The 15,939-nt window shown below is 68.4% G+C and carries 18 protein-coding genes and 1 tRNA gene; 7 read left to right on the top strand and 12 right to left on the bottom strand.

The annotated features are described in order from the left end of the window. Positions 1–54 precede the first annotated feature (54 nt). Positions 55–903, top strand: a complete 849-nt coding sequence (locus HMH01_RS12405; RefSeq protein ID WP_171326014.1) for a transglycosylase SLT domain-containing protein — start codon at positions 55–57, stop codon at positions 901–903. Beyond that, positions 900–2,318: a UbiA family prenyltransferase gene (locus tag HMH01_RS12400; RefSeq protein ID WP_246237398.1), complete on the top strand. Its 1,419-nt coding sequence runs from the start codon at positions 900–902 to the stop codon at positions 2,316–2,318. The genes HMH01_RS12405 and HMH01_RS12400 overlap by 4 nt, the downstream gene beginning before the upstream one ends. Here HMH01_RS12400 and HMH01_RS12395 read toward each other — a convergent pair whose 3' ends face one another. The 10 genes from HMH01_RS12395 to HMH01_RS12350 all read right to left on the bottom strand — a co-directional run bounded on the left by HMH01_RS12395 (position 2,319) and on the right by HMH01_RS12350 (position 9,927). Then, entirely contained in the window at positions 2,319–3,056 is a 738-nt protein-coding gene (locus HMH01_RS12395; protein WP_171326012.1) for an SDR family NAD(P)-dependent oxidoreductase, read from the bottom strand. After that, positions 3,053–4,378: an FAD-binding oxidoreductase gene (locus HMH01_RS12390; protein ID WP_171326010.1), complete on the bottom strand. Its 1,326-nt coding sequence runs from the start codon at positions 4,376–4,378 to the stop codon at positions 3,053–3,055. The genes HMH01_RS12395 and HMH01_RS12390 overlap by 4 nt, the downstream gene beginning before the upstream one ends. Next, positions 4,362–5,351, bottom strand: a complete 990-nt coding sequence (locus HMH01_RS12385) for a lysylphosphatidylglycerol synthase transmembrane domain-containing protein (protein ID WP_171326008.1) — start codon at positions 5,349–5,351, stop codon at positions 4,362–4,364. Before HMH01_RS12385 ends, HMH01_RS12390 begins: the two co-directional genes overlap by 17 nt. Before the next feature lie 118 nt (positions 5,352–5,469). After that, positions 5,470–6,096: a CoA transferase subunit B gene (locus tag HMH01_RS12380; RefSeq protein WP_171326006.1), complete on the bottom strand. Its 627-nt coding sequence runs from the start codon at positions 6,094–6,096 to the stop codon at positions 5,470–5,472. Next, entirely contained in the window at positions 6,096–6,350 is a 255-nt protein-coding gene (locus tag HMH01_RS12375; protein WP_171326004.1) for a hypothetical protein, read from the bottom strand. Before HMH01_RS12375 ends, HMH01_RS12380 begins: the two co-directional genes overlap by 1 nt. A gap of 2 nt (positions 6,351–6,352) precedes the next feature. Continuing rightward, positions 6,353–7,048 (bottom strand): CoA transferase subunit A, encoded by a 696-nt coding sequence (locus HMH01_RS12370; RefSeq protein WP_171326002.1) that lies wholly within the window; start codon positions 7,046–7,048, stop codon positions 6,353–6,355. A 56-nt stretch (positions 7,049–7,104) separates the two neighbouring features. Beyond that, positions 7,105–7,719: a hypothetical protein gene (locus HMH01_RS12365; protein WP_171326000.1), complete on the bottom strand. Its 615-nt coding sequence runs from the start codon at positions 7,717–7,719 to the stop codon at positions 7,105–7,107. A 138-nt stretch (positions 7,720–7,857) separates the two neighbouring features. Then, positions 7,858–8,973 carry a class II histone deacetylase gene (locus HMH01_RS12360; RefSeq protein ID WP_171325998.1) on the bottom strand — a complete coding sequence of 372 codons (1,116 nt, stop codon included), beginning with the start codon at positions 8,971–8,973 and terminating at the stop codon, positions 7,858–7,860. Positions 8,974–8,982: 9 nt separating this feature from the next. Continuing rightward, a complete protein-coding gene (gene parA / locus HMH01_RS12355; protein WP_171325996.1) occupies positions 8,983–9,594 on the bottom strand; it encodes a ParA family partition ATPase in 612 nt (203 codons plus the stop codon). Positions 9,595–9,687: 93 nt separating this feature from the next. Next, the gene (locus tag HMH01_RS12350) at positions 9,688–9,927 is read right to left on the bottom strand and encodes a hypothetical protein (protein WP_171325995.1); all 240 of its coding nucleotides are present in this window, start codon (positions 9,925–9,927) and stop codon (positions 9,688–9,690) included. 154 nt (positions 9,928–10,081) lie between these two features. Between HMH01_RS12350 and HMH01_RS12345 the strand changes: the two genes are divergently transcribed. Beyond that, positions 10,082–10,783 carry a M48 family metallopeptidase gene (locus tag HMH01_RS12345; protein ID WP_171325993.1) on the top strand — a complete coding sequence of 234 codons (702 nt, stop codon included), beginning with the start codon at positions 10,082–10,084 and terminating at the stop codon, positions 10,781–10,783. A gap of 19 nt (positions 10,784–10,802) precedes the next feature. On the opposite strand, the gene rimO is transcribed toward HMH01_RS12345, so the two are convergent. Then, on the bottom strand, positions 10,803–12,191 hold the full coding sequence (rimO, locus tag HMH01_RS12340) for a 30S ribosomal protein S12 methylthiotransferase RimO (protein ID WP_171325991.1): 1,389 nt from the start codon (positions 12,189–12,191) through the stop codon (positions 10,803–10,805). A 78-nt stretch (positions 12,192–12,269) separates the two neighbouring features. Here rimO and HMH01_RS12335 point away from each other — a divergent pair, with 78 nt between their 5' ends. The 4 genes from HMH01_RS12335 to HMH01_RS12320 all read left to right on the top strand — a co-directional run bounded on the left by HMH01_RS12335 (position 12,270) and on the right by HMH01_RS12320 (position 15,524). Continuing rightward, complete coding sequence (locus HMH01_RS12335; RefSeq protein ID WP_171325989.1) at positions 12,270–12,755, top strand: MOSC domain-containing protein; 486 nt, start codon at positions 12,270–12,272, stop codon at positions 12,753–12,755. Between the two features lie 163 nt (positions 12,756–12,918). After that, positions 12,919–14,352 (top strand): PstS family phosphate ABC transporter substrate-binding protein, encoded by a 1,434-nt coding sequence (locus HMH01_RS12330; RefSeq protein ID WP_171325987.1) that lies wholly within the window; start codon positions 12,919–12,921, stop codon positions 14,350–14,352. Positions 14,353–14,354: 2 nt separating this feature from the next. After that, positions 14,355–14,657, top strand: coding sequence for a LysM peptidoglycan-binding domain-containing protein (locus tag HMH01_RS12325; RefSeq protein ID WP_171325984.1), 303 nt, complete (start codon positions 14,355–14,357; stop codon positions 14,655–14,657). A 105-nt stretch (positions 14,658–14,762) separates the two neighbouring features. Then, on the top strand, positions 14,763–15,524 hold the full coding sequence (locus HMH01_RS12320) for a hypothetical protein (protein ID WP_171325981.1): 762 nt from the start codon (positions 14,763–14,765) through the stop codon (positions 15,522–15,524). 262 nt (positions 15,525–15,786) lie between these two features. Here the strand turns inward: HMH01_RS12320 and HMH01_RS12315 are convergent. Beyond that, positions 15,787–15,862, bottom strand: a tRNA-Glu gene (locus tag HMH01_RS12315). Between the last annotated feature and the right edge of the window lie 77 nt (positions 15,863–15,939).

The following is a 15,939-nucleotide window of genomic DNA, read 5'->3' as shown; positions in this document are numbered from 1 at the left end:
GGCCTCATCCTGTAGGTCTAGACGAAACTGGACCGACCACCGGAAGGGCAGGCAGTGAGCAGGCTGGCAACGATCCTCGTGGCCACGGTGCTGTGCGGGGCGAACCCCGGTGCCGCATCGGCCGAGCAGGCGGGCGACTTCACCTTCAAGCGCGTGACGCCCCCCGGCGGCGGGGCGCAGCGTCTCATAAATATCCATGTCGAGCCCGTTGCCCCGGTCGAGCGTGTGCTGAGCAGCGTGCCGGACCTGCCGCCCGCACCGAACCTGATCCGCCGCGCGGTGCCCGCACCTTCGTCGGACGGGGTTGCCAGCTGGTTCTGGCGCGAGTTGTCGCCGGGGCTGTCCGCCGCCTCCACCTCGCGGTTGGCCACCGCGATGCAGGTGCTCGCGCGCAACGTGGGCGCGTCGCAGGGCATGACGCCCAGCCTGGAGCGGATGCAGCGCATGGCTGACAGCTACGGCGCTGATATTCTTGCCGCCACCGCCGGCACCCGCGTGTCGCCGGCGCTGGTGCTTGCGGTGATGAGCGTGGAAAGCGCAGGCCGCCCGGCCGCTGTCAGTTCCGCCGGGGCCGTCGGCCTGATGCAGCTGATGCCCGAGACGGCGAAGCGTTTCGGCGTGACCGATCGAACGGATCCGGCGCAAAGCATCCGGGGCGGGGTGCGTTATCTCGATTTCCTGCTGAACGAATTCGGCGGTGACGCGCTGCTGGCGCTGGCCGGCTACAACGCAGGCGAGGGTGCCGTGGCCCGGGCCGGTGGCGTGCCCAACTACCGCGAGACCCGCGCCTATGTGCCCAAGGTCGTGTCGGCCTGGGCACAGGCCCGCCAGCTTTGCGTGACCATGCCGGTGAATGCCTCGGATGGCTGCCTGTTCAGCGGGGTGCAGGTGGCCGAACGATGAGCATGGCACCCGATGTGCCCCTTGTCGTCGATCTGGACGGCACGTTGATCCGGACCGATCTGTTGCTCGAATGCTTCTGGAAAGGCATGGGAACGGACCCGGTGCGCACCGTTGCGACCAGCCTGCGGCTGCTGCACGACAGGCCCGCGCTGAAGGCGGCGCTGGCCGAGATCGCAGAGCCCGACATTTCTGCCCTGCCGCTCGACCCGGTGGTGGCCGAACTGATCCGGGGGGCCCGCGCAGACGGCCGGGAGGTCGCCCTCATCTCCGGATCCACCCATCGCCTGGTGGCGCATGTGGCCGCGGAACACGGCCCCTTCGACCGCGCAGAGGGGTCGGACCGGACGACGAACCTGACACGGGCGGCCAAGGCGGCGCGCCTCGAGAAGCTCTATGGTGATCGGGGCTACGACTATGTCGGCGACAGCGCCGCCGACATTCCGGTCTGGCAGAAGGCCCGCCGCGCCTATGTCGTCCGGCCCACCGCGCGGCTTGAGGCGCGCATCGCCGCGGCCGGTGTGACCGCCGAGCCGCTGGGCGATGTCTGGACGGCCCGGGGCCTTGCCTCTGCGTTCAGGCCGCACCAATGGCTGAAGAACCTGCTGCTGCTTCTGCCGCTGATCGCGGCGCACAGGCTGGATGCCGAGGGGCTGGTCGCGGTGTTGCTGGGAATGGTCGCGTTCTCGGCGCTCGCCTCATCGATCTATATCGTGAACGATCTGACCGATCTCGACGCCGACCGCGTGCACGAAACCAAGCGCTACCGCCCCTTTGCCGCGGGCGTGCTGCCGATCAAGGTGGGGATGGCCGCAAGCCTTGGCCTCGGGGTGACGGGGCTGGTGATCGGGGCGTTTCTGGGGCCGTGGATGCTGGCGGTGCTGCTGGTGTACCTGGCCGCCACCCTGTCCTATTCGATGCATCTCAAGCGGGTGCGCTGGGTCGATGTCTCGATGCTGGCCGCGCTTTACACTTTGCGTGTCGTGGCAGGCGCGGTTGCGGCGGGTGTCGTGGCATCGGGCTGGCTGTTCGGCTTCATCTTTCCCGTGTTCCTGGGGCTTGGATGCGTCAAGCGCCTGACGGAACTGGCGCGCGCGCCCGAGACCGGTTTCCTTCCGGGCCGGCGCTATCAGCGCGCGGACCGGGCAGACCTGCTGAACGTGGCCATCGTCGCTGCCCTTTGCGCGGTGGGCGTCTTCGTCGCCTATTCGCTCAGCGACACGGCCGCGCGGCTATACGATCGGGTCTGGGCCCTCTGGGCCGTGGCGGCGCTGCTGGGTGCCTGGCTTGCGCGCATGATCTGGACCGGCTGGACGGGGCGGCAGGACTACGATCCCATCATATTCGCCATCACCGACAGGATCGGGCTTGCGATGATCCTTGCCTCGACAGCGCTTCTGTGGTTCGGCGCCAGCTGATCAGATCTGGAGCTTCTTGAATATCCGCTCCGGGATCAGCCGGATGATCGTCATGATGAGCGTCCAGAAAATCGGCGTGTAGATGACGTTGCGCTTGCGCTCGACCGCGCGGCGGATGTCGCGCGCCACATCCTGGGGCGAGGCCACGAGGAACATCCCCTCCAGCCCCCAGGTCATCGCGGTATCGACAAAGCCCGGCTTGACCGTCAGCACATGGACGCCCGAGCGCCCGAGCCGGTTGCGCAGCCCGGCAAGGAACACCTGGAATCCCGCCTTGGCCGCGCCATAGGCGTAATTCTTCAGCCGCCCCCTGTCGCCCGCGACGGAGCTGACGCCGACGATGGTGCCGGCGCCCCGCGCCTCCATCAGGGGGGCCAGCTTGAGCAGAAGCCGGGCGGCGGAGGTGAAGTTGTCCGTGACCACGCCATCCAGCAGGTGAGGATACTCCTCCACCGCCGTCTGCGGCGGCATGGAGCCGGCGAAGACCGCCACGTTCACGGGGCCCGGACGATCCTGCGCATGGGAAAGGATCGCCGCCTCGCAGTCGGGGTCGCGGCTGTCATAGCGCAGCACCAAGGCATCAGCCGCCCCACGCAGAAGCAGGTCGGCGGCATCGCGGCCAAGATCTGCCTCGTCCCGGCCGCAAAGCGCCAGTGCTGCGCCGTCGACGGCGAGACTCCGGGCGAAAGCCCGCGCCATGGCGGAACTTGCGCCAAGGATGATCCAGTTCCCGCTCATGCCGCCCCCCGCAGGTTCAGGCGCCGGGCCAGATCGGTCGCAAAGACCCCCTCCGGATCGGCGGCGCGGACCGTCTCGGCGAAGGCAGGCAATTCGGGATACATCGCCGCGACCTGATCGGGTCCGGCAACCGAATCCTTCGCCAGGTAGATGCGCCCCTCCGCCTCGACCGTCTGGTCTATCAGCCTGTCGATCAGGCTGGCGGCCCGGTCGCGATTGGGAAAGTCGACGGCAAGCGTGTAGCCCCGCATCGGGAATGACAGGGGGCCGGCGCGCCCGTCGCCGAGCTTCTTCAGCACGGCAAGCGGCGCGGCAAGGCCGGACGCCGCGATATCGCGCAACATGGTCCGCAGCATCGCGGGGGCGGCGTCGGGCGGCAGCACACACTGGAACTGGTGAAAGCCGCGCTTTCCATAGAGCCGGTTCCAGCCGCCCAGCGCGTCGAGCGGGTGAAAGAATTCCGCCAGCGGCCGCGTCCGGGTCCGGCCGCTGGCGGGAACCCGGCGCCAGTAGACCGCGTTGAAGGCACGCACGACCGGGCCCGACAGCAGGAAGCCGGGCGCATCCAGCGGCACCGACCGCGCGCGCCGCGGCTTCGTGAAGGGGGCGGCGCGGGTGGTGAACTCCGCCTCCTCGAGGATGCCGCGGCCAAGTGCCGGACCGGCGGCGGTGGCGTCGATCCAGCCCACGGAAAAGGTCGCCTCGCTCGTCTCGAAGGCGTCTAGATAGGCAGCCAGGTCCGGCATCCGCCGCTCGGTCACGTCCACATGCCCGGCGGGGCAGCGCACCAGTCGGATGCGCGCGCTCTCGATCACGCCGGTCAGCCCCATGCCGCCAAGCGTGGCGCGGAACAGCGCAGGCTCGACCGTGTCCGAGATCCAGCGCGCCGCGCCGTCGGGGCCGATCAGCCGGATCTCGGCCACGGCTTGCCCGAAGCTGCCCGCGCTTTCGTGGTTCTTTCCATGCACATCGGCGGCGATGGCGCCGCCCAGCGTCACGAAGCCGGTGCCGGGAAGGGTCGTGGGCATCCATCCGCGGGGCGCGAAGACGGCCAGGATATCGGACAGGCGAACGCCCGCCTCTGCCTCCAGAAGCCCGGTTTCGGGGTCGAAGGCGATCAGCCGGTCAAGACGCGTCATCTCGACCGCCGGGCGCTGGGCGGAAAGCGCCGCATCGCCGTAGGACCGTCGGGCCCCGATTGCAGGGCCACGGATCTCGCGCGTGAATTCGGCGAGCGCCGCTGCCTTTTCGGGGCGGGCACGGCCGCCGGCCGCGGTCAGGACGCGACCCCAGCCGGAATAGGGCTCAGGATTGAGCTGCATGCGTTCCTCTTCTGGCGGCCCTCAGCGCGAAGGGCAGGGCGCCTAGCCCGATGGCAATGGCAAACCAGAGCGTTGTCAACCGGATAACGGCAGTCGCGGGCAGAGAGACCGAGAGCGGCACCCCCTGCAACGACAGAAGCGCCACCATCGCCGCCTCGGCCCCGCCGATGCCGCCGGGCGCGCCGGTGGCGCCACCGGTGACGGTCGCGATCAGGAAGATGCCGATGGCGGTCCAGAGTGGCACCTCGGCCCCCATCCAGTCGAGAAGAAGCCAGAAGGATATGCCCTCGGCCAGCCAGCCCACCCCGCCCAGGGCCAGGGCCGGCAGCACGACCGGCCAATCCGAGAAGGGGCGCAGGGCAAGGGCGGCGCGCCGCGCGCGCACGAAAAGCCGCGGCCAGCGCCCGAGCACTTGCCAGCCGAACCTCAGCATCGAGGAAAGCAGCGTCGCGCGCGTCGCGATCACCGCCATGGCCAGGCAGAAGCCAGCAACAGGCAGCCCCGCCGCAAGGCCGATGGTGCTGAAGGCGACGCTTGCCCCGATCAGAAGCCCGATCACCGCCAGGTCCGCGGCCCTGTCCACCACGACCAGCGGTGCGGATCGCTCGGGCGGCGTTCCGGCTTCCTGCCAGATCCAGCGCAGGCGGATGACCTCTCCCAGCCGGCCCGGGGTCACGGTCATGGCAAAGCCCGCGATGTAGTGCAGGAACGTCTGCCACAGCGAAAGAGGGATGCGCAGGACGCGCACATAGAGATGCCAGCGCAACCCTCGCAGCGCGTAGTTCGAGGCGGACAAGGCCAGCAGCACGCCAAGCTGCGCCAGGGTCAGCGCCCGCAGCGAGGCAAGGCTCTCCTCCCAGCCGGTTGCCATGGCGAGGCCGACGATCCCCGCGACCATGGCGGCGGTCAGCCCCAGCGTCAGCCAGAGCCCGACCCTGCGCCGTGCCGGGTAGGGGGATGCGGTTTCGGTCATGGGTTCGCCTGCCACTCTCGCGTCGGGATCGAGGATACAGGCAGCGCAGGCAAGGACAATCGCCGCGATGCCCCCGCGCGCCGTTCATGGCGCGGGGGCCACAAGGGCTCATGCGGGGTCAGACGAGTGCGGCCTCGGTCGCCGCGCGGATGTTTTCGTCGGTCACGTCCGGCGCGCGCTCGACCAGCTTCAGCCCGCCCTCGACCACGTCGAACACGCCCAGGTTGGTGATGATCCGGTGCACCACCGCCTTGCCGGTCAGGGGCAGGGTGCATTCCTTCAGGAGCTTCGATTCGCCCGCCTTGTTGGTGTGGTCCATGATGACCACGACGCGCTTGACGCCCGCGACCAGGTCCATCGCGCCGCCCATGCCCTTGACCAGCTTGCCCGGGATCATCCAGTTCGCCAGGTCGCCCGTTTCCGAGACTTCCATCGCGCCCAGGATCGCCATGTCGATATGGCCCCCCCGGATCATCGCGAAGCTGTCAGCAGAGCTGAAATAGGACGTGCGGTCCAGTTCCGTGATGGTCTGCTTGCCGGCGTTGATCAGGTCGGCGTCGATCGTCTCCTCGGTGGGGAAGGGGCCCATGCCCAGCATCCCGTTTTCCGACTGGAGCGTCACGTCCACCCCCTCGGGGATGTAGTTCGACACCAGCGTCGGGATGCCGATGCCCAGATTGACATACATCCCGTCCTTGAGTTCCTGCGCCGCGCGTGCGGCCATGTCGTTGCGGTCCCAGGGCATTAGTTCGGCTCCTTGGCGTTGAGTTCCTGGCGGATGCTGCCAAGTCGGGCTTCGATCTCGCCCAGCTTGTGGGTCAGCATCAGCGACGTGGCAAGGTTGACGGACAGGAAGGCCTGATCCTCGGCCGAGAGCTCTTCGAAGTTCACGCCCACGATTTCGCGAGATTCCTCGATCCACTCGAAGAACTGGGCAGACACGAGCGCGCGACGGCGCTCCGCTTCTTCCTGCTCCCTGGCTTGGTCGGCCTTGTCCATGGTCAGGCGGCGCTGAGGGTGCGCTTCTCGATGCGCTTCTCGTGCTCGCCCTGGATGATCCGGTCGACATAGATGCCGGGCGTGTGGATGCTGTCCGGGTCGAGACTGCCCACCGGCACGATCTCCTCGACCTCGGCGATGCAGACCCGTCCGCAGGTGGCGGCGTTCGGATTGAAGTTCCGGGCCGTCTTTCGATAGACGAGATTGCCCTGCGCGTCGCCCTTCCACGCCTTTACGATCGACACGTCGGCAACGATCCCGCGCTCGAGGATATAGGTCTCGCCGTCGAATTCCTTGTGTTCCTTGCCCTCGGCGATCACCGTGCCGACGCCGGTCCGGGTGTAGAAGCCGGGGATCCCCGCGCCGCCCGCGCGCATCCGCTCGGCCAGGGTGCCCTGCGGGTTGAACTCCAGCTCCAGCTCACCCGACAGGTACTGACGCATGAATTCCGCGTTCTCGCCGACATAGGACGAGATCATCTTCTTCACCTGCCGGGTCTGCAACAGCAGGCCAAGACCGAAATCGTCCACGCCGGCATTGTTCGAGGCGACGGTCAGGTTCTTCACCCCCGAATCGCGGATCGCGGCGATCAGCAACTCGGGTATCCCGCACAGCCCGAAGCCGCCGGCGGCGATGGTCATTCCGTCCTTCAACAGCCCGTCCAGCGCCTCTGCGGCGGATCCGTAGACCTTCTTCATCGTGTTAACCCCTGTCCTGCTTCGTCACGGTGTTAAAGGCAGGCAGGGGCGGCGCGTCAAGCCCTGTGCCCCCGCAGGGGCAGCGGCGCCGCGGACAGCGATGCCAGCCGGGCAAGTGCCGCCTCGGGCCCGCGGATCACGCGCGGATCCTGCGGTGCTGCCGCCGCCAGCGGGCCCTGAAGCAGCACGATCCGGTCGGCATCGCTGGCAGCTATCGCCGCGCGCGCCAGGGCGTCGTGGCGGTCGATGTCGCCCGCGACGAAGTGATCGCGCGCCTCATGCACGGGGACAACCCGGATATCCGCCCCGGTGCGTTCCCGCGTGAACAGCGCGCGGATCGCGTCCTCGGCGACGAGTGTCGTGAAAAGCACGTCCACCCGCAGGCCCGCCGCTTCCTCTGCGACAAGGTCGGCAAGAAGGCGGTCGGCGCTGTTGACCTCGGGTCCGGCGATGCCCGAAAGCAGCGAGCAGGTGATGAGCGCGGCATCCGCCCCCGCCATGATCCGCCGCATGTAGAGGCCCGTCTCTCCGGCCACGCCCGGCCCCGGTTGCGTCATGGCGCGGTAGAGAATGTCCGAGCGCACGAAATGCGTGAGAAACACGCCCGCGGGCGCGGCCGCCTCGTAATAGGGAATGTTCTTGTCCGACATGTGCAGAAGGGAAATTCGCATCACGGATCCCATGTCGTCCCATACTGTCGGCGCAACGCCTGAACTCTTTTGTCTTGCAATACTTGAATACGCGTCAGTGGGCGCTGTTATGACGCCTTTGTGTGCAGTGTGGCTGGATTGAGACCCAAAGCGGGCTGCTCAGGCGCCGATGCCCGATTCCAGTGCCATCCCGTCGATGAGGTCGCGGTGGAATGCCGCTACCCGGGGGCCGGGCTGCTGGCCGTCGATCCGGCGCTTCAGCGGATCCTCCGCGCGCACGGAAGAGCCTGACAACTCTTCCAGGACCGCATGGCCGCAGAAGGGGACGTGCAGTTCCGAATAACCCCCCTCATGGACGAGAACGAGCCGCCCGTCGCAGAGCCTGCGGGCGGTATCGCGGATCATCCGCGTGAGCATCCGGAACGTGTCGGACCCGCACAGCATGCGCGACAGGGGATCGACCCCCGACGCATCGAAGCCGCAGGCGACCAGGATCACGTCGGGCCGGTAGCTCTCCAGCACCGGAAGCACCATGCGGTGAAAGGCATGCAGATAGGCCTCGTGACCCGCGCCGGGCGGCAACGGGATGTTCAGGTTGAAGCCAAGCCCCGCGCCCCGCCCACGGTCGCCGGCATCGCCGGTGTCGAGCGGGTAGTTCCGGTCCTGGTGGATCGAGACCGTCAGCACGTCGTCACGGTCGTGGAAGATAGCCTCGGTTCCGTTGCCGTGATGCACGTCCCAGTCCACAACGGCGAAGCGGCCGGCGGCACCGGCGGCGCGCGCCGCCTCGATCGCGATGGCTATGTTGGCCAGCAGGCAGAAGCCGTTGGGCCGGTCGGGCAGGCAGTGATGGCCGGGCGGGCGCGACAGCGCATAGGCGTTTTCCACCCGGCCGGCCAGCACGTCCGCCAGCGCCGTCAAGGCAAGCCCGGCCGACAGCGCGGCGATCTCGTACCCGCCGGGGCCGAAAGGCGTGCAATGACCAAGCTCGCCCCCGCCCGCATCCGAGAGCGCCTTGAACCGGTCAAGATAGGATGCGGGATGGACCCGCCCCAGATCGGCGCGGGTAGCAGGCTGGGCGTCGCGGAATTCCAGGTCGCGGGCCAGCCCCGTCACCCGGATAAGGTTCAGCAGACGCCGCTTCGTCTCGGGGCTTTCGGGCAGGCCGCCGGCGGCCAGGGGTTGCACCGTGCCACCCACCGGCACCGTCAGCGCATAGGTGCCGCCCGTATGCCAGAAGCACCGCTCGTCATGGTAGAAGCCCGTGCGCGGCATCGCCTGTCCCTAGCCCAGCAGCGCCTCGATCTCGGCCCGAAGCGCTGCGATCTCGCGCGTGGCAGCGGTGTTCCGTCCCTGCCCGAGCGCGGTTGTGCCGGCCGCCATGCCGCTGGCAAAGGCGATCCGGTTGCCGATGGTCGTCTTCAGGATCGCGGCGCCCTCCCGGTCCAGGAACGCGCGTACCTGATCGATCGTGCCACCCCGCGGGGGCACCCGGTTCAGGACCACACGCGCCGGCGTCCTTTCCTTCGCTGCCATCTTCAGGACCGGCGCCGTGGCCCACGCGTCCAGCACCGTGGGCTGGCAGGGCACGATCACCAGCCGCGCCTCGCGGAGGGCCGCCTCGAGCAGGCTCGAGGCGTTGCCGGGGCAGTCGATCAGCGTCACGTCATGGCTCCGGGCCAGATCGCGGATATCCGAGGACGCCCGGTAGCCCGCGCTTTCGACCGCCGTAAGCTTCGGGACGCCCCGCATCGCCGCCCATGTGGACAGCGACCGCTGCGGGTCCAGATCGGCCAACGCGACCGATCGCCCCTCGTTCGCCCAGGCGTGGGCGAGGTGAGCCAGAAGCGTCGTCTTGCCGGCGCCGCCCTTCTGCTGGGCAAAGGCAATGATCATCAGGCTCTCCCGTGGGTTCACGATCACCTTGCACTGCAACATATGCGAGGCGCCAGTGCAATCGGGCGCTTGCCCGGTATCTGTCGCCGCGTCTCAGGGCTTCCGCGGCGTGCGGACATAGGCGCCTTCGGGCAGGTTCAGGGCGGCGCGAAGATCTTCGATCTGGCTCATGGTGAAGTTGATTCGCCGCAGCGCCCCCGTCCGCGGGTCGGCCTGCTCCAGCGCCACGCCGTCATCGAAGATGGTCACTGTCACATCCTCGCTGGCCGGGGTGGCTGCGTCGTCGATCAACGTGATCACGGTGGCGTCGAATTCGTGCTCTATGGTGAACATGGGTTCAGCTTATCCCCGGCACGCGCCATTGCAAGCGCGCTCGATCACGGCGTCGGCACGGGGTGAAACGAAGTTCAACTCCGCTCCAGCCGCTCTGGCGCGCGCCATCCGCGGCGATATCATCCCCAGGATCCCCGAATCCCGGAGCGTCCGAATGATCCGCCGCCTTGCCATTCTGCTTGCAGCATTTTCCCTGTCGGGGTGCGTCGTGGCCACCGCCCCGATGCCGCAGCGTCAGCCCGGCTTTCCCGTGATGCCCGCGGCGACATCGTCTTCGATGGAGCGGTTCCGCGTGGTGGTGAACAGGGTTGAGCCCGTCGCAGAAGAAGCGTGCCGCACCCGCAGGCCCGATCTGAACTGCGATTTCCTGATCGTGGTCGAGGAGGATCCCCGGCTTGCACCGAACGCGTTTCATACGCGCGACCGGTCCGGCCGCCCGGTGATCGGGTTTACCAGGTCGCTGATCGCGGATGCGCGCAACCCTGACGAGCTTGCCTTCATCCTGGGCCACGAGGCCGCCCATCACATCCGCGACCACATCCCGCGCGCGCAGTCCTCCGCGACGACCGGCGCCGCCCTCAGCGGGCTGCTGGCCGCGGTGCTGGGCGCAAGCGCCGAGGGCGTGCAGCAGGCCGCCAATCTTGGCGGGTTCGTCAACGCGCGGCGCTTTTCGACCGATTTCGAGCTGGAGGCCGATCGCCTCGGCACCCGCATCGCGGCCCGGGCGGGATATGATCCCGTGCTGGGGGCGGCCTACTTCACCCGCATTCCCGACCCGGGCAACGGCTTTCTCGCCAGCCATCCGCCAAACGCACGCCGGATCGAGACGGTGCGCGAGGTGGCGGGGCGGCTCTGACCACGCCTGCCCGTGGCACCTAACGAAGGCGCCGGCCCCACAGATCGTAATCGGCGGCTTCCTCGACCTCGACGGTCAGGATGTCGCCGGGCGACAGATCCGCGAAATCCTCGTCGATGAAGACGTTGCCGTCGATCTCTGGGGCGTCGGCCCAGCTGCGGCAGGTCGCGGCCTCGTCGTCCACCTCGTCCACGATCACCTGGATGCGGGCGCCGACCTTTTCGGCCATCCGCGCCTCGGATATTTCCTGCGCACGCGCCATGAAGCGGTGCCAGCGCTCTTCCTTGACCTCGTCGGGGACATGGTCCGGCAGGTCGTTCGAACGGGCGCCCCTGACGTTCTCGTAGCGGAAGCAGCCGACCCGGTCGAGTTGCGCTTCGCCCAGCCAGTCGAGCAGGTACTGGAACTCTGCTTCCGTCTCGCCGGGATAGCCCACGATGAAGGTGGAGCGAAGGGTGATGTCCGGGCAGGCAGCGCGCCAGGCGGCAATTTCCTCCAGCGTGTTTGCAGATTTCGCCGGGCGGGCCATGCGCTTCAGCACATCCGGATGGGCGTGCTGGAACGGAATGTCGAGATAGGGCAGCAGCCCGCTGTCCGGATCCGCCATCAGCGGGATCAGGTCGCGCACATGCGGGTAGGGATAGACGTAGTGCAGCCGCACCCAGGCGCCCAGCCGCCCCAGTTCGCGCGCCAGGTCCGTGATATGCGACCGCACCTCGCCGCCCTTCCACGGGCTCGCGTCATGCTTGCGGTCCACCCCGTAGGCGGATGTGTCCTGGCTGATCACCAGCAACTCGCGCACGCCTGCCTCGACCAGTTTTTCGGCCTCGCGAAGGACGGCGTTCGCCGGGCGGCTGACCAGCCGGCCGCGCATGTCGGGGATGATGCAGAAGCGGCACTTGTGATTGCAGCCCTCGGAAATCTTCAGGTAGCTGTAGTGCCGAGGGGTCAGCGCCACGCCGCGCGCGGGCAGCAGGTCCACGAAGGGATCTGGCGAAGGCGGCACCGCCGCGTGTACCGCGTCGAGCACCTGTTCGTACTGGTGCGGCCCGGTCACGGCCAGCACGCTGGGATGCGCGCCGGTGATGTAGTCGGGTTCCGCGCCAAGGCAGCCCGTGACGATCACGCGGCCATTCTCGGTCAGCGCCTCGCCGATCGCCTCGAGCGATTCGGCCTTTGCGCTGTCGAGAAAGCCGCAGGTGTTCACGATCACCGCATCCGCGCCCGCATAATCGGGCGAGATCGCGTATCCCTCGGCCCTGAGCCGGGTCAGGATCCGTTCGCTGTCCACCAGCGCCTTGGGGCAGCCAAGGCTGACCATGCCGATCCGCGGCTGCCCGGCGCGTGGCGCGTCGGGGATGCGGGCATTTGCAAGGTCCGGGCGGAGATCTGGCGGGTTCTGGGACATGGCGCGGCTCATATCCGAAGCCGTGCGCCTTGGAAAGCGGCGCTTGCTGCGCCCGGGGCAGAGGGGTAGCCATGGTGAATGGACAGTCTTGCCGATCTGATGGCGCGCGTCGCCCAGCCGGGCCTGCTGGTCTGGATCGGCCTGCGTCCGGCCCGCCGGGAGCCGATGGTCGCGGTGCCGCGGGCCGAGATCACCGCGGGGGGGCTTGCCGGCGACCGGACGACGCGTCCGGGCCCCCGCGCCGTGACCCTGATCCAGGCCGAGCATCTGCCGGTGATCGCCGCGCTGTCCGCAAACCCGCGGGTGCACTATGCGCAAATGCGCCGCAACCTTGCCGTATCTGGGCTGAACCTTGCGGCAATGCGCGGGCGCTGCCTTTCGCTTGGCACCGTGGTCCTGCGCGTGACCGGTCCCTGCGCGCCGTGCAGCCGCATGGAGGAGGCGCTGGGACCGGGCGGGTATACGGCGATGCGCGGACATGGCGGCGTCACCGCCGAGGTGGTGACCCCCGGACTGGTCCGCGTCGGCGACCGTGTCGTGGCGCTGCCCGGGACCGACGCATGATTGCCGCAGCCGGGGTGGTAGCCGGGCGGTGCCAAAAATTCGCCACGAATTCACGACTAGATGTAGACTGGCGCCATGCGGCCGGCGTGGCGGTCCGGGTGATTGGCGCGCATTCCGCAAGATGATGCGATAAGGTGGCGGGACAGATCGGGATAAGCGAGCAATGACCAGAATGACGCGGATCAACACGGCCCTGTTCCTGTCTGCGCTGGCTGCGCAGGGCGCCGCGGCCCAGCAGGTCGAACTGTCCAGCCCGGATGGGAATACCAGCTTCGCGGGCGAACTCGTCGCCTTTGACGGGGATACCTACACGCTGCGAACGGCGCTTGGGACGCTGGCCTTTCCGGCCGGCAGCGTGATCTGCCGCGGTGACGCCTGCCCGGTCGCGGCGACGGGTGCCGCGACAAGCTTCCGCATCGTGGGCGCGCCGGGGCTGCTGCGCTTCGCGGTGCCCGAACTGATCGATGCCTACAGCCTGACCGTGGACACCGACATCGAGCGTGACCGCACCGATGCGGGCGACCTGGTCTTCGGGCTGCTCAGCTTCACGGGCGATCCGCTGGTCGACATCACGCTGGACGAGGCGGATGCCGAGGCGGCGGTCGCGGCGCTTGACGCAGGCGAGGCGACGCTCGCGATCCTGCCGCGTCCCCTCAGCGATGCGGAACTGGGCCGGATCGGGCCGGGCGTGGGCGAGCGGATGATCGCCCGCACCGCGGCCCTTGCCTTCGTCGGCCGCGATGTCGGTCTGGACGTGCTGTCGATGGACGCGCTTGCGGGGATATTCTCCGGCCAGATCACCAACTGGGCCGAGCTTGGCGGCCCGGACATGACGATCGACGCCTTTGCCGCCGATCCCGCCTCGGAGACGATGTCGGTCTTCCGGGAAAGGGTCCTCGCGCCGCGCGGCCTTGCGCTGGGCGCGAATGTCACGATCCTGGATGTGCCCGGCGCCGCCGAGGCGACGCTGGAGGAATTTCCCGCCGGCATCGCGCTTTCTGGCTTCGATACCGAAGAGGGCGCGATCGCGATATCCGATGCCTGCGGGCGGCCGGTGCCGCCCACGCCGTTCAGCGTGAAGGCCGATCTCTACCCGCTGTCCGGCGCACTCTACGCCTATACGGCGCCCGGGGATCTGCCGGTGCATGCCGAGCGGCTTCTGTCCTTCGCGCTCAGCCCCGTGGGCCAGTCACTGCTGCCGGCCACGGGCTTCGTCGACACGCTGCCGCAACTGGAAGGCGGCGATGCGATGGCCGACCGCGGCGCCGCGACAGGCGGCGCGCGGCGGCTGAGCAGCCATTTCGACGTGCTGGACGGCCCCGATCCGCTGGGCCCGCAGGGCGTGGTGGATCTTGAGCGGCTGGTCGGCTACGTCACCACGCCCGGGGCCGAGGCAGAGGAAATCATCTTCGTGAGCCTGGGAGACACCGCAGCGGCGCGCGATGTCGCCGGCACCATGTTCGACGCCTATCCCGCGGTCGAAGAGGATCTGACCCTTGCCTTCCGCATCACCGCGGCCCCGGCGGAAGCCTGCGAACGCGAAGGGCGGGAGGGTACTCCGGTGGAGATCTGGACGCGCCCGCTGGGCGAGGGTTGAACATGACGAAGGCGTTTCTCTCTGCGACGATCCTGCTGGCGGCGCTGGTGCCGGCCGGTGCCGCCATCGCGCAGGAACAGGCGCCAGCGCTGGTCTGCGAAGAGGCATACACGGTGCGGCGGGGCGACACGCTCAGCCTGATCGCCGCGCGGCTTCTGGGCGAAAGCCAGGCCTACCAGATGCTCTATGCCGCCAATGCCCGGACAATCGGCCCCGACCCCGCCACGATCGAAGTCGGGGTAGAACTGTTGATCCCCTGTCCCGAGCGGATCCCCTCGCTTGCACCGGCCGATCTGAACGGATGACGCCGGCGTCCCGGTGATCCGCGAAAAAGCGGGTGGCAAGGCGCGCCAACGGGGCTAGATCCTCTGCAACGGACCGCGTCGCGGTTGCCTTCAACGGAATGACCGATGACCGATATCGTCCTTATCCTTGGCAGCGGACCGGATGTCACGCGCTGCCGCGACTGGGCGCGTGCGCCCTTCGACAAGATCCTTGCCATCAACAATGCCTGGGCGGTGCGGGACGACTGGGACATCCTGATCCATCCCGAGGACTTCCCGCCCGAGCGGCGGCCGCAGGATCCGGCCCCGCACCAGCGCATCGTGGGCGCCGACGAATATGTGCCGGCGCAGAACGCGCTGGGCGGGTTCGTCTATGCGGGCGGAACCATGGCGTTCACCGCCGGATACTGGGCGCTGGCCGCCCTGAGGCCGAAGGTGATCGCCTATCTCGGGTGTGACATGGTCTATCGCTCGGGGCCAAGGACACATTTCTACGGCAACGGAACCGCGGATCCGCTGCGCCCCGACGTGACGCTGCAAAGTCTCGAGGCGAAATCGGCGCGGCTGATGATCCATGCGGCCGAGCAGGGCTGCGCGATGGTGAATCTTTCCACCGCGCCGAAAAGCCGTCTGGTCCTGCCCCGCAGCAGCGCCGACGCGCTTGGCTCCGGGGTGCCGGACCTGCCGGCCATCGATCCTGCCGCCGTCCGTCGCGCCCGCGCGCACGAGGCGGCGTTGGGCTATCTCGTGCCGTCCGGCCGCTACTGGGAGGTCGAGGACAGCCTTGACGCCGCTGCGCTGGCAGAGATCGACCGCGCCTGGCTGTCCGCTGTGGCAGGTGACGCCGCAAGACCCGGTGTCGAGAGCCGGACCACCGCGGTCGCCTGAGGCGATGCGCCCTCTGCGGCCGGCGGGCGGCCCGGCATATGGCCGAGCAGTTGGTGCAGCGGCTGCGATCCCCGCGCGGACGTCCCCTGCCGCGCCGGCATGTGATCGGCAGCGACATGCCGGATCACGACCTGCGGCAAGGGCAGGGCGGTTGCGCTGACGGCGCGCGCCATCGCGCTGCAAGCGGCTGGCTTACAGCGATCCAGGACTGATTTTCTCTGAAATTCATCGACCAAATGCCACGGCATTCAGGTCAGGGAAGTGGCACGCCCAACGGGACTCGAACCCGTGTTTTCGCCGTGAAAGGGCGACGTCCTAGACCGCTAGACGATGGGCGCTAACTTCCGTGGACGTGTAGCTACTGGTTTCGCCGGGGGGGTTCAAGGACTTTTTGCATCCCTCCGGGACGAAAATT

Source organism: Halovulum dunhuangense, assembly GCF_013093415.1.
In the GTDB taxonomy this organism is placed as follows: Bacteria; Pseudomonadota; Alphaproteobacteria; order Rhodobacterales; family Rhodobacteraceae; genus Halovulum; species Halovulum dunhuangense.
Note: the sequence above shows the minus strand (reverse complement) of the source record. Positions and strands in the feature narration are given on the sequence as shown.